Annotated in this window: 14 protein-coding genes; 8 read left to right on the forward strand and 6 right to left on the reverse strand. The window is 68.2% G+C overall.

From position 1 onward, the window contains the following. Positions 1-128: 128 nt before the first annotated feature. A complete protein-coding gene (locus ACFWXQ_RS07000; protein ID WP_383938680.1) occupies positions 129-2,123 on the forward strand; it encodes a hypothetical protein in 1,995 nt (664 codons plus the stop codon). Positions 2,124-2,162: 39 nt separating this feature from the next. On the opposite strand, the gene ACFWXQ_RS07005 is transcribed toward ACFWXQ_RS07000, so the two are convergent. Then, positions 2,163-3,263 carry a hypothetical protein gene (locus tag ACFWXQ_RS07005; RefSeq protein ID WP_383938683.1) on the reverse strand — a complete coding sequence of 367 codons (1,101 nt, stop codon included), beginning with the start codon at positions 3,261-3,263 and terminating at the stop codon, positions 2,163-2,165. 389 nt (positions 3,264-3,652) lie between these two features. Here ACFWXQ_RS07005 and ACFWXQ_RS07010 point away from each other — a divergent pair, with 389 nt between their 5' ends. The 7 genes from ACFWXQ_RS07010 to ACFWXQ_RS07040 all read left to right on the forward strand — a co-directional run bounded on the left by ACFWXQ_RS07010 (position 3,653) and on the right by ACFWXQ_RS07040 (position 12,731). After that, positions 3,653-4,120: an NADPH-dependent F420 reductase gene (locus tag ACFWXQ_RS07010; protein ID WP_383938687.1), complete on the forward strand. Its 468-nt coding sequence runs from the start codon at positions 3,653-3,655 to the stop codon at positions 4,118-4,120. A gap of 472 nt (positions 4,121-4,592) precedes the next feature. After that, positions 4,593-6,884 (forward strand): FUSC family protein, encoded by a 2,292-nt coding sequence (locus ACFWXQ_RS07015; RefSeq protein WP_383938689.1) that lies wholly within the window; start codon positions 4,593-4,595, stop codon positions 6,882-6,884. A gap of 404 nt (positions 6,885-7,288) precedes the next feature. Next, positions 7,289-7,930 (forward strand): (2Fe-2S)-binding protein, encoded by a 642-nt coding sequence (locus ACFWXQ_RS07020; protein ID WP_383938692.1) that lies wholly within the window; start codon positions 7,289-7,291, stop codon positions 7,928-7,930. 6 nt (positions 7,931-7,936) lie between these two features. Continuing rightward, positions 7,937-8,917 carry an FAD binding domain-containing protein gene (locus ACFWXQ_RS07025; protein WP_383938695.1) on the forward strand — a complete coding sequence of 327 codons (981 nt, stop codon included), beginning with the start codon at positions 7,937-7,939 and terminating at the stop codon, positions 8,915-8,917. Continuing rightward, the gene (locus ACFWXQ_RS07030; protein WP_383938697.1) at positions 8,914-11,109 is read left to right on the forward strand and encodes a xanthine dehydrogenase family protein molybdopterin-binding subunit; all 2,196 of its coding nucleotides are present in this window, start codon (positions 8,914-8,916) and stop codon (positions 11,107-11,109) included. The genes ACFWXQ_RS07025 and ACFWXQ_RS07030 overlap by 4 nt, the downstream gene beginning before the upstream one ends. 340 nt (positions 11,110-11,449) lie before the next feature. Next, positions 11,450-11,983 carry a hypothetical protein gene (locus tag ACFWXQ_RS07035; RefSeq protein WP_383938700.1) on the forward strand — a complete coding sequence of 178 codons (534 nt, stop codon included), beginning with the start codon at positions 11,450-11,452 and terminating at the stop codon, positions 11,981-11,983. Between the two features lie 49 nt (positions 11,984-12,032). Beyond that, positions 12,033-12,731 (forward strand): hypothetical protein, encoded by a 699-nt coding sequence (locus ACFWXQ_RS07040; RefSeq protein ID WP_383938777.1) that lies wholly within the window; start codon positions 12,033-12,035, stop codon positions 12,729-12,731. 80 nt (positions 12,732-12,811) lie between these two features. Here ACFWXQ_RS07040 and ACFWXQ_RS07045 read toward each other — a convergent pair whose 3' ends face one another. The 5 genes from ACFWXQ_RS07045 to ACFWXQ_RS07065 form a co-directional block, all read right to left on the reverse strand. After that, complete coding sequence (locus tag ACFWXQ_RS07045) at positions 12,812-13,525, reverse strand: hypothetical protein (RefSeq protein WP_383938703.1); 714 nt, start codon at positions 13,523-13,525, stop codon at positions 12,812-12,814. A gap of 226 nt (positions 13,526-13,751) precedes the next feature. Next, positions 13,752-16,808, reverse strand: coding sequence for a family 78 glycoside hydrolase catalytic domain (locus tag ACFWXQ_RS07050; RefSeq protein ID WP_383938780.1), 3,057 nt, complete (start codon positions 16,806-16,808; stop codon positions 13,752-13,754). 280 nt (positions 16,809-17,088) lie between these two features. Further along, the gene (locus tag ACFWXQ_RS07055; protein WP_383938705.1) at positions 17,089-18,357 is read right to left on the reverse strand and encodes an ABC transporter substrate-binding protein; all 1,269 of its coding nucleotides are present in this window, start codon (positions 18,355-18,357) and stop codon (positions 17,089-17,091) included. Positions 18,358-18,412: 55 nt separating this feature from the next. Further along, positions 18,413-19,234, reverse strand: coding sequence for a carbohydrate ABC transporter permease (locus ACFWXQ_RS07060; protein WP_383938708.1), 822 nt, complete (start codon positions 19,232-19,234; stop codon positions 18,413-18,415). Continuing rightward, entirely contained in the window at positions 19,231-20,178 is a 948-nt protein-coding gene (locus ACFWXQ_RS07065; protein ID WP_383938711.1) for a carbohydrate ABC transporter permease, read from the reverse strand. The genes ACFWXQ_RS07060 and ACFWXQ_RS07065 overlap by 4 nt, the downstream gene beginning before the upstream one ends. Between the last annotated feature and the right edge of the window lie 216 nt (positions 20,179-20,394).

Here is a 20,394-nt window from a genome sequence, read left to right on the forward strand (position 1 = left end):
AGTCAACTTGCGTGTCTTCCATGTTTCTTGCGCATGACCATTGAATCGCCTCTTCGGCCCCTGCTAGCTTTCCCGCCACCGTTCGCCCCGCCTGCCCGCTCGCCGTGACTGAAGACCCGGGAGACCCGATGAAGCCCTCAAGGCTCATGCTGCTCACCGCTGTTGCCCTGCTCACGCCGATGGCCCCCGCACTGACGGCCGCGGCGGCGCCGGGAGACGGCGGGGTTCCCGGGTCGGGTGCATCCACCGCCGCCCGTCCTCAACTCGCCGTCCCGGACCCGGGGTTCGAGAACGGCGGCACGGGATGGACCTTCGGTGCCGGCACCGGAGTCGGCACCGGCAACTCCCACGGCGGCGCTCGTTTCCTCTATCTCGACGCCGGAGCCGGCAAGAGCGCCGAGCTGACCATCGTCGCGCCACGGAACGGCAGTTACGACTTCTCCGCGTGGATCGGAAGCGCCGGCACCGGCGGCACGTACACGGTCCGGCGCAATGGCGAGACCGTCGAGACGATCACTCTGCCGGAGCGCCGCGCGTACGCCCGTTACACGATCAGCCGCGTCGAGCTGAAGGCCGGCGACCGGCTGCAGATCGTCTTCGGCTCCGGCAGCGCCTGGGTCAACGCGGACGACCTGATGATCTCCCCCGCCGCGCCCGCCGACCCCAAGGTCACCTCGTCCGACCCTCAGGTCGTCGAGATGTTCGGCTGGGCCAAGAGAAAGGCCAACAGCTGGGCTCAACTGCCCGGCACGACGGGCCCGATCAATGTCGACGAGTACCAGACCGGCGGCACCGGCACCGCGCAGTACGCGCCCACCTACTGGGCCGGATACGCCAACCGCAGCGCCTACTACTCCCGCGACATGACCCACCAGCTCGCCGGCGCCCACATCCTCGGCCTCGACGAGGCGAACAAGACGATGCTCCGCTCGTTCGCGGCGTCATCCACCGCCGCACACAAGTACTTTCCGGTCTGGGCCCTGAACTTCGATGCCAAGACCTACCTGAGCATCGACTACAAGAGCCCGGACAACTACGTGCGCGAGGTGCCCGCCGTCTTCGAACTCGTCGAGAAGGCAGGCCAGGCGTACCTCTGGACCGGCGACCAGAGCTACGTGGACGATCCGACGATGTGGAACTTCTACCGGCACTCCACCGAGGAGTTCATCGACCTGCACAACAGTGCCAAGCCCAACGGCAAGGTCAAGGTCGCCGAGGGCACGGGCAACGGCATCTTCGCCGGCGCGGCCAGCTACAACGAGCAGGACGGCGACGGCCTCGCCGAGGCCGGGGACGGCATCGCCTCCCAGTACCAGGCGTATCTCGCCCTTGCCACGCTCGCCCGCGGCAAGGGTGACACCGCGCTGGCCAGGACGTACGACCGGCGTGCCGCCGAGCTGAAGGCGTACTTCAACGACGAATGGAGCGGCAGCGGAAGCGGGGCCGACATGGTTCGCGCGTACACCACGTCCAACACCCCGGTCACCGGCTGGGGCAAGGAGAACAGCGTGTTCGTGCCGATGAAGCAGATCCTCGACCCCGGCCCGCGCAATGACGCCTACCTCGACTACATCCAGGAGCAGGAGTTGGGGCCGGAGGGGTCGCCCAACATCGAGTCGACGACGTATCTGCCCGACATGTTCTTCAAGAACAACCGCAATGACACCGCCTGGACGTGGATGAAGAAGATCTACGGCCAGCGGGAGATCCAGCACATCAACTCCAGTCAGGGCCCCAACGGTGACTACCCCGAGGTGTCGTTCACGCTGGTCAGTCAGACCGTCGAGGGCCTGATGGGCATCGCACCGGACGCGGCGAACCGAACGGTGACCACTCAGTCGCGGCTGCCGTCGGGCATGAAGTGGCTCCAGGCCGCGGACGTACCCATCGGCACGAGCACGATCACCGTGCGGCACGACGGCGCGACGAAGTCCAAGCTGACGAACAACGCCCGCCGTGACGCCTACCGTTGGGAGGCTCGCTTCCCCGGGGTCCACAAGAAGATCACGGTCAACGGTGTCCCGCAGCGCGTGCGTACCAAGACGGTCGGCGGCGTGACATACACCTACGCGACGCCTACTGTGCGGGCGGGGGCGACAGCGGTGGTACGGGTGACGGACTGACGCGAACGCTATCCGCAGCGGCACCGCAGCAGCCGCACTTCACAGTCCGAGCGTGCGCCGAGCCCGTCCGGGGAGTTCTGCGAGGTGGGTGTCGAATGCCTCCTGGTGCGCGGTGCACACGCGGACGCCTGCGAATTGAGCGGGTGAGGGTGTGTATTGGGAAGGGTATTGACAGTCAGGGCAGGTCTGTCCGGCTTCCTCAAGCATCGCAGCGAATCCGGGGAACAGTACTCGATCTTGGCTGGCGAGAATGTCCTTGTAGTGGTTGTTGTTCTGGGGGGTCGGGCTGAGGCGGTACCAGAGTTTGACGTTATTGCGCGCCTGGTCGATGGTCTGTGCCGTTTCGGGATTGCCGATGGTGAGGCTGTCCTCGACGAAGCGGTAGCGGCGCATTGTCATGTGGATGGGGCCGGCAATGTTGCGGAGGAAGTTGACGACAGGAGTACGTTCGGGAGTGTCGGCCCAGTGGGCATCGATATTCCAGAGCGTTTCGCGATAGGTGCGATAGGTGGCTTGGCGGAGGCTGGGGTGGGCGTAGGCGAAGGTGTTGCAGATTTCACCTTCGGCCCGGTGTTTGTGGTAGGCCACCGCGTCATACATCGCGTCGCAGATTTCGGTGAGGATCTGGTTCTGTTCTTCGTCCAGCCAAGCATCCTCGATGTTGTTGCAGGCCAGGGCGGCGGCGATGAAGAGGCGGGCCTGGGCGTCACAGTCGCGGATCCGAAACCATTGAGCCGGGCTGTGGGCGATCGCTGCCGTGTATCGGCTCAGGAGTTCGGCGTTCCCGTGCGGGGAGGACTTTTCGGCGGTGATCAGAATGGAGGAGTAGTACTCACGGGCCATGGTCTCGTGGACGGCGGTCCCGGCGAAGAGTTCGGCCAGCAGTTCACCGGTGTCATATCCTGCAATAATTGGGGAAGTCAGAGGAGAAATGTTTTCACCCCTGAACTCCGTTACGGTGGAAATCGCCGTGAGGCGTGCGAGCGCAATGTATCGCGCGCGGTCCGTGTAGGCGGGAACGATCGTTCGCACATATTCCCAGGCGCAGGCGAGCGCTTCATCGGCCTGCCGGGGAGTCAGACCTTCAGGTTCGAAAGTTCCCCTGAGATCGGGGGGAAAATGCCAGGTCTCATTGGTCACGGGGGCCTTCCCGGATACGGATCCGAATCTGTGGGTGAGCACTGACACCACTGACGTTCGGCTCGACGGTCACGGATTCGTGGTCAGTCACGGTCACCGCCGTCGGCGGAGAGAGGGCAGCCAGTTTCCTTACGGCTGCCCCAAGTTGATCACCAACCCACGCGATTCAACCAAAGATCGGCTGGGCGGCACATACTCCGGTGATACGGATCCATATGCGTGCGTGCCCGTGAGGCGGGGTCGCGGTCGAATGCCGCATCGCCAGCCACCGCCCCCACGCCCCTCAATTGTGCGCATTGGCGGTGGGCGCGAAGTGCCTGCGCAGCGTTGCGCAGGCTCACGGGCGGACGATCCGCCTGCGGTGTCCTGACAAGACGTTGACATCGTCCGTGACGCCCCCCACGGATCTGACTGAGGGGACCGTCGTGGTCGACTCCGGCAACTACGTGCCGGGGCTGCGGGGCTCCGCCGTCGCCGAACTGAGCGGCGGCGTCGAGAGCGGGTGGACTGCGGCACGGATCGGACGGCCTGTGGTGAAGGCGTTCGAGACCGTCACCGCCGACCACCTGGCACGCCTGGGCCGCCCCGCAGGAGCCGTCGGCCGGATCGCGCTCCCCGTCGCCGGCGAGGACCCGGCCGCGACGGCACGCGTGCGGGAACTCGCCGGCGACGCGGGCTCCGACACGGTGGACGCCGGTCCGCTCGCGGAGTCCTGGCGCCGGCAGCCCGGCACCCCGGTCTACACGGCGGACCTTGACGCGGCAGGGGTCCGCGAGGGTCTGCGGCATGCGAAGCCGGAGCAGATCCAGCGGTGGCGGGCCCGGATGATCGAGGCGGCGGCGCGCTCCGTGCGGTGATCGGACAGCAGCCGAGGTGCGCCTTCCCCACGCCGAAGGGCGACGACAGCCGCTTCATCCCATGCCGCTGTCGCCCTCGCCGGGTCCTCAGCGGGCGTCGCGGAACAGGCTGTCCCAGTGAAGATCACGCACTGCAGGCCCTTGTGACCGGGCGACACCGTCCCCGCCGCCTGCGGCCGAGGAGCCCAAGGAGGTGTTCGTCGTCGACGGCGCCACGCACATCGATCCGCCCCACCAGCCGGAGTTCGTGCCGCAGGTGGTCGCGAAGGTGACGGACTTCTTCGCCAAGCACCTCTGATCCGGACGGATCGCAATGGCTGTGGTGCGCCACTCATGGTGAACGCGCCCCCTGACGTTCGTGACTGCCCCATCCGGGTCGATCACGAACGGGGATCGCGTGCGTGCCACGTCGTTCCGGAAATGACGTCAAGCTCGGTGCACCGGAGGATGCCGCCAGGAGGTACACAGTCATATGGAGAAACTCAGCCGATTCCGGCTCGGGCGGGCCGGATCGTGGCTGCGCGCCCGCGATCCCGAGCTGGCAGCCACTCGACGTGCCGGGCGGACGGCCATCGTGATGCCCGGCCTGTTCGCCCTGTGCAGCCAGGTCATCGGCTCACCGACGATGGCGACCTTCGCCGCGTTCGGTTCGTTCTCGATGCTGCTGCTGGTGGACTTCGCCGGGTCGATGGTGCAACGACTGCGGGCGCACCTCGGCCTCGCGGTGTCCTGGGCCGCTCTCATCTGCCTGGGGACGCTCGTGGCGGACGAGACCTGGCTCGCGGTCGCCGTGATGGTCGTCATCGGTTTCCTGGTGCTGTTCTCCGGCGTGGTCAGCTCCGTCCTCGCGGGTGCGTCCACCGCGCTGCTGCTGGGCTTCATCCTCCCGGTGACCTCACCCGTCCCGTTCTCCGAGCTGCCCGACCGGCTCGCGGGCGCCGGCCTCGCGGCGGCAGCCTCCATGCTCGCAATCACCCTGCTGTGGCCCCGCCCCACCGCCGACCCGCTCAGCGCACCCGCCGCCCGGGTCTGCCGCGCGGCCGCCGAGCAACTACGCACCGACGCGTCCCTCCTGGCAGGCGGTCCGGACGCACCGAGCACCGGGAAATGCCGTACGGCGGCAGACGAGGCCTCCACCGCGGCGGCCGATCTGCGCACTGTTTTCGACGCCACCCCCTACCGCCCCACCGGCCTGTCCACCAGCTCGCGCGCCATCGTCCGCCTCGTCGACGAACTGACGTGGCTCAGCGGCATCCTGACCGACAGCGCACCCTCACTCGACGGCCACCCGGGATGCGACGCCACCGCCCAGTCCGTACGGCGGGCTGCCGCCTCTGTGCTCGATGAGGCGGCCACCCTGCTCGATGCCCCGCACGGCTCACCGGACGGGCTGCACGCCGCTTCGGAGAACCTGCGTACGTCCATGGCCGACATGGAGCGCAACGCCACCACACGGCTGCCCACGGACCGGGGCGGAGCCGGCACACCCTCGCACGCACACCCTGTCATCAGCGCCCTTGACCTGTCGTTCCGCGCGCAGGAGCTGGGGTTCGCGACGCTGCAGATCGCCGACAACGTGGACCTGGCCGCGGCTGCCGAACGCCGGAGCTGGTTCGAACGCGTCCTGGGACGCGAGCCCGACGCCGCGACCGAACCACTGGCCACGGCACGTGAGCGGGCCGGCGCCCACCTCCAGCCACAGTCCGTCTGGCTGCACAACAGCCTGCGAGGCGCGATCGGTCTCGGCATCGCGGTCGCCCTCGCGAACGTGACAGGCGTTCAGCACTCGTTCTGGATCCTTCTCGGAACCTTGTCGGTGCTGCGCTCCAACGCCCTCAACACCGGGCAGAACGCGGCCCGCGCCCTGGGCGGCACCGTCGCGGGTTCGATCATCGGCACCGTGCTGCTGCAGATCATCGGCCACCACGGCACGGTTCTCTGGTTCCTGCTGCCCATCGCGGTGCTGCTCGCCGGTATCGCCCCCGCCGCCATCTCCTTCGCCGCCGGTCAGGCGTCCTTCACCGTCACCCTGGTCATCTTGTTCAACATCGGCCAGGACCCGGACTGGCACATCGTGCTCCTGCGGATCCAGGACATCGCGATCGGCTGTGCGGTGAGCGTTCTGGTGGGACTCTTCTTCTGGCCGCGCGGAGCCACGGCGGCGGTCGACCGAGCTCTCGCCGAGGCTTACAGGGACAGCGCCCGCTACCTGGCGGGCGCGGTGGAATACGCCGTCAGCCGCTGCGACGCCGCGCCCGCCTCCGCCGAGGTGGCGCTGCAAGAGCGCCTCGAAGCCGCTGCCGCCGCGCGAAGGCTCGACGACGCCTTCCGCAGCTACCTGGCCGAACGCGGGCCAAAACCGGTGCCCCTGGCAAACATGACCACCCTTGTAACTGGCATCGTGGGACTGCGCCTTGCAGCGGACGCGGTGCTGGGGCTGTGGCAGCGCGCCGGCGAGCAGCAGGCCGAGCCGGACCGGACCGACGCTCGCGTCGTTCTGCTGGGCGCGGTGAGCCGCGTCTCCGGCTGGTACCGGGACCTGGCGGCCGGCCTGGGCCAGGACACGCCGGTCCGGGATCCGCTGCCGCGCAATCCCGTCGCCGAGGCAGAGCTGGTCGAATCCCTCCGCCGCGAGCTGAGTGACGAGCACGGGCAGGCCACGGACACCGCCGTCCGCATCATCTGGACCGCCGACCACCTCGACGCCGCCCGCCGCCTCCAGCCGAGCCTGGCGGCCGCCGCAGGGGCGGGCAAGCGGTCCTGATCCATCCACCGAACGACGCGCACCCCGACGGGCTCGCCGGGCCGGGCAGACGCAGAGTCCGGAATCCGCGGCGTCGGGCGTCCCGACGCCTCGTATGGCTCGAAGCGGCGTAGCCGGGGGCGCTCCTCGTGGCTGCGGCGCGTCGGCGTTCCGCGGCTAGGGGGCCGGACCCGGTTCTCAAACTGTCCACTCTTGCATTGCCGTGCCCCGTGGGGCAGGTGGGGAGAGGGGTTCCCTCATACCCTGGCTCGCCATTCCCTGGCACAACACGGCCTGCCGCGCGGCCGGTTGTCCCGCAAGGCTGGGCGGAAGCCGAAGTGCCGTGAAGGGCAACGGTGAACATCCGTCCTGGGCTCACACCGATCAGCAAGTCCCCCCACCCTCCTCGTGTCGAGAGAGTGAGCATGTCCGCCGAGACCTCCGAGTCAGCCACGTCTCCCCCCACCAAGCCGCCGTCCGTGCCCTCGCGTCGTACCTTCATCGCAACGACCTCCGCGGCCGGCGGTGTCATCGCGGCGGGCGGCCTGGTCGCAGGTCCGTCACTGCTCGGCGTCGAGGAGGCCGCTGCTGCCGAGGCCTCGCCCAGCAGCCGCGTCTCATTGGTCGTCAACGGCAGGCGGCACACCATCGCGGTCGACAACCGCACCTCGCTCCTTGACCTGCTGCGTGAGCACCTCGGGCTGACCGGTTCCAAGAAGGGCTGCAACGCCGGTGCCTGCGGAGCCTGCACGGTCCTGGTCGACGGACGCCGCGTCAACTCCTGCCTCACCCTGGCCGTGCGCCTGGACGGCGCCGAGGTCACCACCGTCGAGGGCCTGGCCAGGGGCGATCAACTGCACCCGCTGCAGCAGGCGTTCATCGACCAGGACGCTTTCCAGTGCGGCTACTGCACGCCGGGCCAGATCGTGTCGGGCGTCGGCTGCATGCAGGAAGGCCACACCGGCTCCGCGGAGGAGATCCGGGAGTGGATGAGCGGCAACATCTGCCGCTGCGGCTGTTACGTGAAGATCGTGCGCGCGGTCGAGCAGGCCTCGGGCCGGAAGTGAGTGGCGATGTATCCCTTCTCCTTCACCAAGGCACCCAGCACGCGTGAGGCCCTCGATGCCGGTCGGCGCGGTGGACGGTACATCGCCGGCGGGACCACCCTGGTCGACCTGATGCGCGAGACCGTCGAACGCCCGGAAACCCTCGTCGACATCAGCGCCCTGCCGCTGCGCGAGGTAACCGTCACCGAAGGCGGCGGTCTGCGCATCGGCGCGCTGGTGACCATGAGTGAGGCCGCCGCCCATCGCAAGGTGCGCAGCACGTATCCGGTCATCTCGCAGGCGCTGGAGCTGAGCGCTTCCGCCCAGCTGCGCAACATGGCCACCATCGGCGGCAACATCATGCAGCGCACCCGCTGCGCCTACTTCCGCGATGTGACGGCCGCCTGCAACAAGCGTGAGCCCGGCTCCGGTTGCGCCGCGCGGGAGGGGTACAACCGCACCCACGCGATCCTGGGCACCTCCGAGGACTGCGTGGCCACCCACCCCTCCGACGCGGCCGTCGCCTTCGCCGCCCTGGACGCACAGGTGCACTTGCTCGGCCCGGTCCGGGAACGCACCGTCCCCTTCGCCGACTTCCTGCTGCGGCCCGGCCGCACCCCGGACCGCGAACAGGCCCTCGCCAAGGGCGAGTTGATTACCGCCGTGGAGATCCCGGCCCACCCGCGCCCGCTGAAGTCGGGCTATCTGAAGGTCCGGGACCGCCAGTCGTACGAGTTCGCCCTCACCTCCGCCGCCGTCGCCCTGCACGTCCGCCGCGGCGTGATCCGTGAGGCCAAAGTGGCCGCCGGGGGCGTGGGGACGGTGCCGTGGAGGCTGCCCGCCGTCGAGCAGGCCCTCATCGGCGAACGCCCCTCGGAACAGCTCTGGACCCGGGCCGCCGAGTCGGCCGCGGACGGGGCCCGGCCGTTGGAACACAACCGCTTCAAAGTCGAGCTGCTCCAGCGGACGGTCGAACGCCAGCTGCGCATCGTAGGAGAAGGCCGATGAGCCCCCAGCCGCAGGCAGCCGTCGGCGCACCGCTCTCCCGGGTGGACGGACGCCTCAAGGTGACAGGGCGGGCGAAGTACGCCGCCGACCATGAACCCGACGGGGTCGTGCACGCCGTCGTGGTCGACAGCAGTATCGGCAAGGGCCGGATCACCGGCATCGACACCCGCGCCGCCGAAGGCCGGCCCGGTGTACTGAAGGTGCTCCACCACCGCAACGCCCCCACGCTGCCGTACGGCCCCAATCCGGGCTCGCTCAACCTGCCGGGTGAGCGGCTGCGCGTCTTCCAGGACGACCGCGTCCGCTTCCACGGCCAGCCGGTCGCCGTCGTCGTGGCCACCACGCTGGAGGCCGCCCAGCACGCGGCAAGCCTGGTGAAGTTCACCTACGACGGCGAACAGTCCGCCACAGACCTGGCGGATGCTCCGGCCGCCGGCGATCCCAGGATCTACGCACGCGGTGACGCGGAGGCGGCTCTGCAAATCTCCCCCGTACGGCTGGAGATGACGTATCGGACCGCCCGCAACCATCACAACGCGATGGAGCTCCACGCGACCGTCGCCCAGTGGGACGGCGCCCGGCTGACGCTGTGGGACAAGACCCAGTGGGTGCAGAGCCCGCGGGACGAACTCGCCGCCAACTTCGGTATCCCGGCGGAAAACATCCGTGTCATCTCGCCGTTCGTCGGCGGCGCGTTCGGCAACGCCGCGCGGGCCTGGCCGCACATCACCATCGCCGCCCTCGCCGCCCGCGAGACGCGCCGCCCGGTCAAGCTCGTACTGACGCGCAGGCAGCTCTACTTCGGGACGGGATTCCGGCCGGCGTACGAGTACAAGGTGCGCCTGGGCAGCGACCGCCGCGGACAGCTGACCGCGATGACCCACGACCTGCGCGCCGAGACGTCCAGCTACGAGACGTTCGCCGAGCGCGGCGTCGTCGCGCCAGGGCAGATGCTCTACACCACGCCCAACGTCGCCCAGACGCACCGGACGGTGCCGCTGGACGTCAACACCCCGACCCCGATGCGCGGCCCCGGCTACTCCACCGCCGCCTTCCCCATCGAGAGCGCGATGGACGAACTCGCCCACGAGCTCGGCATCGACCCCATCGAACTGCGCCGGCGCAACGAACCCGACAACGACCAGGCCGGCGGGCGCCCGTTCTCCACCCGACGGCTGCGCGAGTGCTACACCGTCGGCGCCCGGGAGTTCGGCTGGGGCCGCCGCAACCCCAGGCCCCGCTCCACCCGCGACGGCGACTGGCTGGTCGGCACCGGCATGGCGACCGCGCTCTACGACACCCTGCGGGCCCCGGGTCAGGCCTCGGTGCGGCTGGACGCCGACGGCACCGCCCTGATCGAGTCCTCGACCAGCGACATGGGCCCCGGCACGTACACCTCCATGACCCAGGTCGCCGCCGACGCCCTGGGCCTCGCGGTCCGCAACGTCACCTTCCGGCTCGGCGACACGGACATGCCCACGGCCCCGCTCCACGGCGGCTCGCTCACCATGGCCAGCGTCGGCTCCACCGTCCAGGACGGCTGCGACAAACTGCGACAGCAGGCGATCGAACTCGCCGTCGGGGACGAGGACTCACCGCTGTACGGTGCCGACGCCGACGACATCGTCGTACGGGGCGGCCGACTGCACATGAGCGACAACCCCGCGCGCGGGGAGACCTACCGGCAACTCCTCACCCGCAACAACCGCACACACCTCGAAGCGGACGGGTCCTGGGCCCCGGATCAGTCCCGGTCCTCCATGTACGCCTACGGCGCGGTGTTCGCCGAGGTCGCCGTCGACGCCCGCCTGGGTCTGGTCCGGGTGCGGCGGATGCTCGGCGTCTTCGACGCGGGCCGGATCATCAGCCCGAAGCTGGCTGACAGCCAGGCCATCGGCGCCATGACCGGCGGCATCGGGATGGCGCTCCTCGAGCACACGGTCACCGACCACCGCGACGGCCGGATCGTCAACGCCAACCTGGCCGACTACCTGGTTCCCGTCAACGCCGACGTCCCCGAACTCAAGGCGATCTACGTCGACGGCCGCGACGACGAAGCCGACCCCCTGGGCGTCAAGGGCCTCGGCGAGGTCGTCCTGGTAGGCGTGGCCCCCGCCATCGCCAACGCCGTGTTCCACGCCACGGGCCGACGGGTGCGCGACCTGCCCATCACCGCCGAGTCCCTGCTCTGAGCCGGGCCAGAGACGGCCATCTCCATCTCGGCGGAAATCGTCGCCCACACGCATCAGGGCTCAGGTACACCCCTGACCTCGGGTACAGGGCCCATCCACCACGGGACGAGACCGTCATTGGTTTCTGCCAGAGCAGGACGGTGTCTTCGGCGGGATCGGACTTGAATTCCCGGGCGGCGGCGAGCATGAGCAGCGCCGTATGTACACTCCTCTCGACATACGCGAAGTGGGGTCCCGGGGGCCATTCCCCTGTCGATTGAATCCCATTCCGTGTCCGCACGGCAGTCGTTCCAGCGTCAGCTGTCGAACATGTCAGCAGGGTTCACTACCCGGAGACTCAATGGATATCGCATACTCACCCGTCGCTGAACTCAACCTGCTGAAGGATTTCCAGGACAGAGTCGGCTACGAGAACTACGCCGATGGATTCGGGCTGACGGAATACGGGGACATCTCTGGGCTGGTGGCGGGCTGGTCTGACGACCCGGAATTCACCGGCCGACTGATTCCCTTCGCGCAGGCCACCGGCGGCGGTTCCTTCTACGCCCTCTGGAAGCTCGACGACCGGGCCGACCCCGCCGCCCTGCCCGTGGTCGTCTTCGGGGACGAGGGCGGGCAGCACGTCGTGGCTCGCCATGTGCGGGAGCTGTTCCAACTGCTCGGCTTCGACACGGAGATCAGCGTCGACTGGGAGAGCGCCTACTTCTTCCGCGACGAGGACGACCCGCACAGTGACGGCCACGACGAGTACGCGGCCTGGCTGGACCAGCACTTCGGCCTGCCGGTGGCCGAAGACCCCGACGCCGTTCTCGCGGTGGCGCAGGCGGAGTTGGGACAGCGGTTCACGGACTGGGTCGACCCCTTCCTTCCCTGACCACGCCCTCTGATTGAGGAACGAACGCGAGGTAAGCCCCATGCACGGAGTGCCGTTGACGGAGCGTGTCATCGAGGTGGTGCGCCGCCATCCGGAGGCGAGCGCGCAGCCGCACGTCATGCCCCACGTGAACGTGCCGTGGGTGGAAGGCGGCGAGGCCAGGCCGATGGCCGAGGACGTGCTCGCGAGGGCCGTGTTCCCGTCGGGGCGCCCGTTGCCGCCGAGCCTGCGCGCCTGGCTGGCGTACGACACCAGCCTGCTGGAGCGGTACGGATGGTTCACCCCGGACGGCACGTTCACGCCGCGGCCGCTCGACCAGCTGGTCGGGGACGAGATGGGCGACTTCTGGGCAGAGCCGTTCGCTTGGCTGTCCGAGCGCTTCTCCGAGTGCTTCGTCCTGCCCGGCGGGTCGGACTCGCGACGGATCCTGGCCGTCGCCGAGCCCGACGAGGAGGGCGAGTACCCGGTCTTGGCGCTCGACCTGGACGACATGCCGTACCTGGGCATCATGTACCCGGGCTTCGACGTCTACCTGGCCGACACGGCGGGCCTCCTGGAGCTTGGCGAGCGCCACACCTACACGGACCTGATCGACCACAGCACGTACGGGCCCCGGATGCGCCGCCACGCCGCACAGTGCTTCGCGGGCGAGACTTGTGTGGAGTACCCGTTCGAGTTCGCAGCCGTGTATGAGCAGCTGTATCCAGGGCGGGGGAAGGCCGCGGGACGGGACGGGGCCTCGTCCTGACGCTGTCCGCCTGACGGCCCTTCGACCGCCTGCACTGCACCTCCGGTGGGGCGCGTGAAACCGTCGCTGCTTGCCTGGACCTACAGCCGCCACCACCAGGTTTCGAGGTCCTGGTCATCGGCGAACTCCACGGGGACCGCATAGGGCGACCGTTGCGCGATGGGCAGGGCTCCGGTGCGGCGGACGACTTCGCGCAGGTCCTGCACGGCGGGCATCTCGGCAAGTTCGTCGACATCGAAGGGGCAGCCCGCGGGGCCGCCGAGGAGAGTGCCGCAGCCGAACGCGTACCACAGGCCGATGAGTTCGCGCTCCTGCTCCTTCTCGGCGGCGACGGCGATCTCACGGACCACGTCGATCAGGCGGATCCGGTGGGGCGGGGCGGCGTCGGGACCGTGGAGTTCACCGACCGCGACCATGCGCCGCCACAGCGCGGTACCGGCGTCGCAGTACAGGAACGGCGGTTCGACGTAGCCGTCCTCGGTCCAGGAGTCGTAGCCGCCGAAGTCGGGGGCGTCCTCGTCGAACGTGCGCAGGCCGGTGAACTCCGTCAGCGCGTCGAAGTACGCGAACCGCTCGGCGTAGTCGGGGTGTCGGTCGAGCGGGAACCGGTACGTGTATCCGCGGCGCAAAAGGATGTCCATCACCCGAAACTGCATGAACGAGCAGTCGAACCCGCGCTCGAAGCCGTACAGCGCCGCGAACCAGTCGCGGACACGTGGGTCGCCCGTCCCGACGTGGCCATCCAGGATGCGGACCGAGTCGGCGACCAGGTCCTCGATCACATGCTCGGACATCGTGTCCTCCCTCCTTCGAGCCGCAGGCACGGCGACGAGCGGCACGGCACCTCCCCCGGGAGCATCGACGAAAAGACATCCGGATCCGCAGACCGCCCGCCTGCCCCCACAAACACAGCTTGAGCCTTATCCGGCTGAGCCTAATGGGACAGGAAAAGCTGGTAGCCAAGGCGGGTTTTCAGAGAGCGGTTCGAGCGTGCCGCTTCGCCGTGGCTGCGCGTGTTGATCAGTGAAGCCGTGTGGTCAGGCGGAACGTGCCGGACGGGATCCGGTACGAGGACACCCCGTCCGTGTGGCCGAGGAAACGCACCCCGTCCACGCGTGCCAGCGGCGTTCGTCCCTCGCGGACGGAGTCGGCGGAGGCCGCCGGAAGCCGCAGGGTTGCCCCGCTGTTCGCGGGCACGACCGCGTCGTAGACAAGGCTCCGGCCTCCGTCGCCGACCGCCCATTCACTTCTGATCCTGCCGTACGGAGACTCGTACGAGGCTGCCACGTGGGTGATCCTGCCCGTGGGATCGATGTGGGGTTGCAGGACGAAGTGCTTGAAGCCCGGGCTGTCCGGGTCGCGGGCGATGCCTGCCATGTAGGCGTACATCCACTCCATGATCGCGCCGTAGGCGTAGTGGTTGAAGGAGTTCATACTGACCGGGCCGAATCCGTCGTCCTCGGAGTAGGAGTTCCAGCGCTCCCACACGGTGGTGGCACCGTTCTTCACCGAGTAGAGCCAGGACGGCAGTGCGTCCTGGTGCAGCAGCTTGTACGCCAGGTCCGTGCGGCCCTCGTCGGTGAGGACGGGGGCGAGGACGTTGACGCCGAGGAAGCCGACGGAGAGTGTGTTCTCGGCGTACCTGACTCGGCTGCTGTTCGGGTGTGCTGCCTTGTAGGCCTCGTCGTTGCCGATGTTGTCCCCCAACAACCCGACGAGCGTACGGCGTTGGGCCCCTGTCTCGTAGAAGCCGAGCTTGAGGACCCACAGCAACGCGGCCTGACTGTTGTCCTCCGTCTTCTGGTTGGGATCGGCGCCCGGTTCGATCGGAGAGGCTTCGCCGAGGCTGGACCTGACCGTGACCGTGCCGCCCTCGGTGCTCAGGTACTTGGTGATGAACGCCTGTCTGATGTGTCCGAGGAGCCGGTCGTACGCCTGCCCCTCCGCCGTCCTGCCGATCGCGCGGGCCATCTGAGCCATCAGCCGGGTGCTGTAGCCGTAGTAGATGTCGCTCATCATCTGCGCGCTGGTCTTCTGGGGCGCCAGCCAGTCGCCGGTGAGGGAGCCCTGTCCGGCGTAGGTGTCGCCGGTCTGCCCCCGGATCCAGTCCAGGTAGCGGGTCATCGCGGGCCAGTTGTCCTTGACGATGGTCGCGTCGCCGGTCATCTGCCACACGGTCCACGGCACGATGACTCCGGCGTCCGCCCAACCGCTGCCGCCGCCCGGGAAGTTGTACCGTCCAGTGGGGGCCACTCCGGTGAACTGTGCCTTGTCCATGCCGTAGATGGCCTGGGAGTCGACGACGGTGTCCTGGAAGTGGCTGAGGAAGACACCGGCGTCCACGTTGTAGAGGCCGGTCGTGGCGAAGACCTGGGTGTCGCCGGTCCAGCCGAGGCGTTCGTCGCGCTGGGGGCAGTCGGTGGGCACCCAGAGGTAGTTGCCGCGCTGGCCCCAACGGATGTTGCTCGCCAGCTGGTTGATGTCGGGATCGTTGGTGGTGACGGTGCCGATCTCGCGGATCGCGGACGTGGCGACCTTCCCGGTCAGACGGGTGATCGTGACGGTGTCCGTCGCGGTGACGGACACGTAGCGGAAGCCGTAGAAGGTCAGTGAGTCCTGGTGCGTCTCACCGTGCCGGTCGCCCTTGAGGATGTACGTGCTGGTGGCCTTGGCGCTGCGGAGGTTGGCCCGGTAGACGGACCCCTCGGGGCCGTCCGCGCCGGCGCTGTCGTCGTTGAGCATCTCGCCGAACTTGAACTCGACCTTGGCTCCGCTCGGGCCGCGCAGGCTGTAGCGGGGCACGCCGACCATGTTCTGGCCGAGGTCGAAGACGGCCGTGTCGCCATTGCTGATCGTGACCGAGGCGGAGGCGGCCTTCGCGGGATCGGTCACCGTCCGGGAGGCGTCTACGACGATGCGTCCCCTGCCGTTCGGGCTCCCGTCCTGTCCGGTCACTCCGGTGGCGACCGTGATCGACTGCGGTCGGCGGTCCCATTTCGGCATCAGGCGAGCGGTCTCGCCGGGGTAGGCGAGGAGTTGAGCGTCCGGGTACTTGTCGTCGAAGGCGACGCGTTCCACGTCCGCCCAGGACGAGTCGTCGAATCCGTGCGACGTCCAGTCCGGCAGCTCCTTGCGGGCGTCGTAGGTCTGGCCGTCGTAGATGTCGTCGGCGCGGTAAGGGCCGGTGTCCGTGGCCTTCCAGCCGCCGTCCGGCTCGGTGACGATCGTCTGCGACGTCCCGTCGGCGTACCGGATCAGTAGTTTGGCCTTGACGGCCAGGGCGTTGCCGTTCCGCGAGTAGTACGTACTGCCCTCGGAGATGCGGCCGTTGTACCAGCCGTTGCCCAGGACGACCGCGAGGGTGACGTCCGACTCCCGTCTCACGGGGTCAGTGACGTCATATGTCATGTAGTTGACGCGCGCGTCGTAGTTCGTCGAGCCCGGGGGAAGCAGTTCGATCGTGCTGTCGTCGCCGTCCTGCACGACTCTGACATGGTGTCCGTTGACGTATGCCTCGTAGACACCGAGGGCGGAAATGTACAGCCGCGCCTCGCTGACCTTGGGCCGGCTCTTCCCGGCGCTCGCTGTCCGGATGGGCTCCTTCTTCCGGAGCATGGGTGCGCCGGCCGAGTTGGGGGTCTTCCCCTTCATGCCGATCCACTTCGCGGAGTCCCAGCCGGCCACGCCGTTGGTGCTCATGAGGCCGGTCTCGAAGAAGGAGGGGGTGGCGGTGCCGGCTGGACGGCCTTCGGTGTCCCAGACGGTGACGGTCCAGTGGTAGCGGGTGGAGGCACTCAGTGGCTTGCCTGCGTAGTGGACGGCCACCGAGTCGGAGGAGCGGACACGGCCGCTGTTCCAGACGTCCGCGCGGGCGGCGGTCAGCTTGCCCGGAGAGCTTGCCACGAGGATCTGGTAACCACCTTGGCCGTGGCCCCGGCCTGCCGAGCGCATGTGCCAGCCGAAGCGCGGCCGGGCCGCGTCCACGCCCACGGGATCAGTGCGGTGTTCCACGGTCAGCCCCGTCACCGCGTCTCCCTCTGTGTGCGCCGCTGTTGCCGCATTCGCTCCGCCTCCCATGGCGCCAACGGCTACAGGCACGGCGCCGGCCGTCGCGGCGAGCACGGTTCGACGACGCACTCCGGTCCTGTTTCCACGGTCAGGGACACCCTCGTCGGTATCCCGCTCGGCGCCGTCTCCACTGCGCGCTTCATGGTGCACCCGTCTTCCTTTCGGTTGTGCGGCCACCGGCGAGCGGCCGCTCGGGCATGGACGGTTCGCTGAGAATCTTTGGAGCCGCGCATCTACGCGGCGTCGCGGGCCGTGAACGTGCGCCTCCCCGAGGCGACGACGCAGGTGGTCAGCTCCCGGCCTTGTAGTCGGCGTCCATTTCCTTGAGGAGCTTTTCGGGCGTGGACTGGTCGCTGAAGATCTCCTGAAGGCCGCTGAGCATGGTCTGTTGGACCTTGGCGTTGGGCCAGAGCTGATCCATGAACGGCACCGTGCGGTCCGACCTGATGAACTTGGACAGTTCGGCCAGCGACGGGTCGACCGCATAGCCCGTGTCGGGCAGGGAGGGCAGACCGCCCTGCTTCTTGACGAACAGGTTCATACCTTCGGGAGACATCACGAAGTTCACGAACTTCAGCGCCAGGTCCTTGTTCTTCGCCTTGGCGTTCACTCCGTAGCCCGCACCCGCCGCGGCCGGGACGATCGTTGCGGACGGGTCGTCGGTCGCCGGCAGCGCCTTGAACGTGAACGTGCCCTTCGGGTTCTTTCCCTTGAGAAGCGCGATCACCCAGTTGCCCTGGACGATGCCGAGCGTCTTGCCGGTGGCGGCGAGGCCTTGGCTGGCTTCGTAGTTGGTGCCCAGCGGGTTCTTCTGGAAGCAGCCGGTCTTCTCCATCGTCAGGTACTTGTCCAGGGCGGTGGTCCACGGCGACTGCGCGAAGGTGGCCTGGCCTGCCTGCATCTTCTTGTCGAAGTCGCGGTCGTCGCCGTAGACGGTCGTGGCGACCAGCGCGTACTGGACGAGCTGGGTCACCCAGTTGTCCTGGTTGCCCAGTGCGAAGGCAGGGGTTCCCTTGGCCTTCGCTGCCCGGCAGAACGCCAGGAGGTCCTTCCAGGTGTCCGGGGGCGTGAGTCCGGCCTTCTCCAGGGCTTGTTGGTTGTAGACCGCGCCGATGCCGTTCTGCCCGAAGATCGCGTTGTAGGTCTTGCCCTCGTACTGGGCGACGCTCTTGATCGCGTCGGGCATCTTGGCGGCCCAGGGCTGGTCCGAGAGGTCACGCAGGTAACCGGGCTTGGCCAGGACATAGGTGGCGCCTGGGTTGCCGTTGCCGGGCCAGACCGACATCACGTCGGGTGCGGTGCCCGAGGACAACTGGGTCCGGATCTGCTGCTGGTACTGGTCGGCACCGCTTGTGGTGTAGCGGACCTTCACGCCCGGGTTGGCCTTCTCGAAGGCCTTGACGACGTCCTCGACGGAGCCCTGGTCGACCGAGGCCAGCGTCAGGGTCTTTGAACCACCACCACCGGAGTCACCCGCCTTGGTGCCGCCGCTGCAGGCGGCAAGCAGGGCCCCAGCTGTCACAACGGCCGGCAGGACCGTCGGTATGCGTGTCTTCATGATGTCTCCCTCGGAGAAGAGGCCACGGCCGTGGTGGTCGGGTGGGACTGGTGTGTCATCCCTTCAGCCCTCCCGCGAAGCCGTTGATGATGCTGCGCTGCAACAGGAAGTAGACGAGCAGGACGGGCAGGATGCTGATCACCAGTGCGGCGAAGATGAGGTTCCAGTCCGTGACGTACTGGCCGACGAAACCGGCGATCGCGACCGGCATGGTCTGCTGGGCGCTGCCGCTGAGGTACAGCAGCGGGGTGAAGAAGTCGTTCCAGATGGCGACGGTGTTGAGCACCAGGGCCGTCACGGTGATCGGTTTCAGCATCGGCAGCACCACGTACCGGAAGCCCTGCAGCGGTGTGCATCCGTCGATCAGGGCCGCATCCTCGAAGTCGCGGGGCAGGGCTCGCAGGAAGCCGACGTAGAGGAAGACGGTGAACGGCACCTGCAGGCCGGAGTAGAAGAGGACCAGGGCCCAGGGGGTACCGAGCAGACCGAGGTCCCGCATGGTCTGGTAGAGCGGCAGCGAGGCGAGTTGGAAGGGCAGGACCAGGCCCAGGAGGACCAGCAGGTACGTGCCACGTGACCAGCGTGCCGTGACACGGGCCAGCGGATAGGCGGCGAGCGAGGAGACGGCCAGCACGACGGCCACACTGCAGACCGTCACCAGCACGCTGTTGCCCAACGCCCCGCCCAGCGAGCCCTGCTGCCACGCCTGGGAGAAGTTGTCCAGGGTCGGCGAGGTGGTCGGGCTGATCGGCGAGGACGTGTCCGACGCCGGCCGTACCGCGAGGTTGACCAGGACGTACACGGGGAAGCCCACGAAGAGGGCAGCCGCGATCATCGCCAGTTCAAGGGCAAGAGTGCGCGGACGGTAGCGGCTCATGACGCGGCCCTCTCGTTGCGGGACAGCACCAGGTACTGTCCGGTCGAGACGACCGCCACGATGATCGTGAGGACGACCGCGAGGGCGATGCTGTAGCCGAACTCGCCGAGCGTGAAGGCGTCCTTGTAGATCAGCGTCGAGATGGTGTCGGTGGCGTGTCCCGGTCCACCACCCGTCAAGGCATAGACCTGGTCGAAGAGTTTGATCCCGCCGATGATCGACAGCATCAGGTTGATGGTGAGGGCCGGAGCCAGCAGTGGCCGCGTGACCGACCAGAAGCGCCGCACCGGGCCCGCCCCGTCGATGGCCGCTGCCTCGTGCACCTCCTTGGGCACCGACTGGAGCCCGGCCAGGAAGATGACCATGGAGTAGCCGGCGAACTGCCAGACGATCACGCCGACCACCGACCACAGAGCCACCTGCGGACTGCCCAGCCAGTCCTGCCGCCAGCCGTCCAGGCCGACCGCGCCCAGCAGGCTGTTGACCGCGCCGTCGGGGCTGAGCAGGTTGCGCCAGAGGTACGCGGTGACGATCGGTGTGATCACAGCCGGGGCGAACAGGAGAACCCTGAGCAGGTTCCGGGATTTGATGGCCGAGTTGACCCCGAGGGCCAGCAGCAGGCCCAGCGCGTTCTGGATGACGGTGATCGACACGGCGATCAGCAGGGTGTGCCAGATCGCCTGCGTCGCGTCGGCGTCGCTGAACATGTCGGTGAAGTTGTCCAGGCCCACGAAGGAAAAGCTGGGGTCCAGACCGTCCCAGTCCGTGAAGGCGTAGTAGACACCGCGAATGCTCGGTACCAGGACGACGAAGGCGAACAGGACCAGGGCGGGAAGCGCGAACCACCAGGGCGGCGTGGCACGCGCCCGTCGTACTCGTGGAGGTGGCTCCACGTCCGGCGGCCGGTCCTGGTCCGGAAGGTGCTCGTTCGGAGCGAGAGTCACCGACGCACCTCCTTTCCTGAAACGTTTCAAACAGACTGTCGGGTCGACACTGCGGTTGGTTGGACTGAGGGAGGAGCGACTGTCTCTGCTTCGTCGCGGGATGGGTTGGAACCGACGCGGTGCCGGATCGCTTGTAGCGCCGATGGGTAACGTTTCCCACAAGGTGTGGCCAGACCTTAGAGAGCGTCCTGCGTGACGTCAAGATGCCGCGCACGC

This window comes from Streptomyces sp. NPDC058697 (assembly GCF_042715345.1).
Lineage (GTDB): Bacteria > Actinomycetota > Actinomycetes > Streptomycetales > Streptomycetaceae > Streptomyces > Streptomyces liliifuscus.

What these genes read in the sequence shown, in the direction of transcription:
- ACFWXQ_RS07000 (WP_383938680.1), top strand. Translation starts at nt 129, where the DNA reads ATGAAGCCCTCAAGGCTCATGCTGCTCACCGCTGTTGCCCTGCTCACG.
- ACFWXQ_RS07015 (WP_383938689.1), top strand. Translation starts at nt 4,593, where the DNA reads ATGGAGAAACTCAGCCGATTCCGGCTCGGGCGGGCCGGATCGTGGCTG.
- ACFWXQ_RS07020 (WP_383938692.1), top strand. Translation starts at nt 7,289, where the DNA reads ATGTCCGCCGAGACCTCCGAGTCAGCCACGTCTCCCCCCACCAAGCCG.
- ACFWXQ_RS07025 (WP_383938695.1), top strand. Translation starts at nt 7,937, where the DNA reads ATGTATCCCTTCTCCTTCACCAAGGCACCCAGCACGCGTGAGGCCCTC.
- ACFWXQ_RS07030 (WP_383938697.1), top strand. Translation starts at nt 8,914, where the DNA reads ATGAGCCCCCAGCCGCAGGCAGCCGTCGGCGCACCGCTCTCCCGGGTG.
- ACFWXQ_RS07035 (WP_383938700.1), top strand. Translation starts at nt 11,450, where the DNA reads ATGGATATCGCATACTCACCCGTCGCTGAACTCAACCTGCTGAAGGAT.
- ACFWXQ_RS07045 (WP_383938703.1), bottom strand. Translation starts at nt 13,525, where the DNA reads ATGTCCGAGCATGTGATCGAGGACCTGGTCGCCGACTCGGTCCGCATC.
- ACFWXQ_RS07050 (WP_383938780.1), bottom strand. Translation starts at nt 16,808, where the DNA reads ATGGGAGGCGGAGCGAATGCGGCAACAGCGGCGCACACAGAGGGAGAC.
- ACFWXQ_RS07055 (WP_383938705.1), bottom strand. Translation starts at nt 18,357, where the DNA reads ATGAAGACACGCATACCGACGGTCCTGCCGGCCGTTGTGACAGCTGGG.
- ACFWXQ_RS07060 (WP_383938708.1), bottom strand. Translation starts at nt 19,234, where the DNA reads ATGAGCCGCTACCGTCCGCGCACTCTTGCCCTTGAACTGGCGATGATC.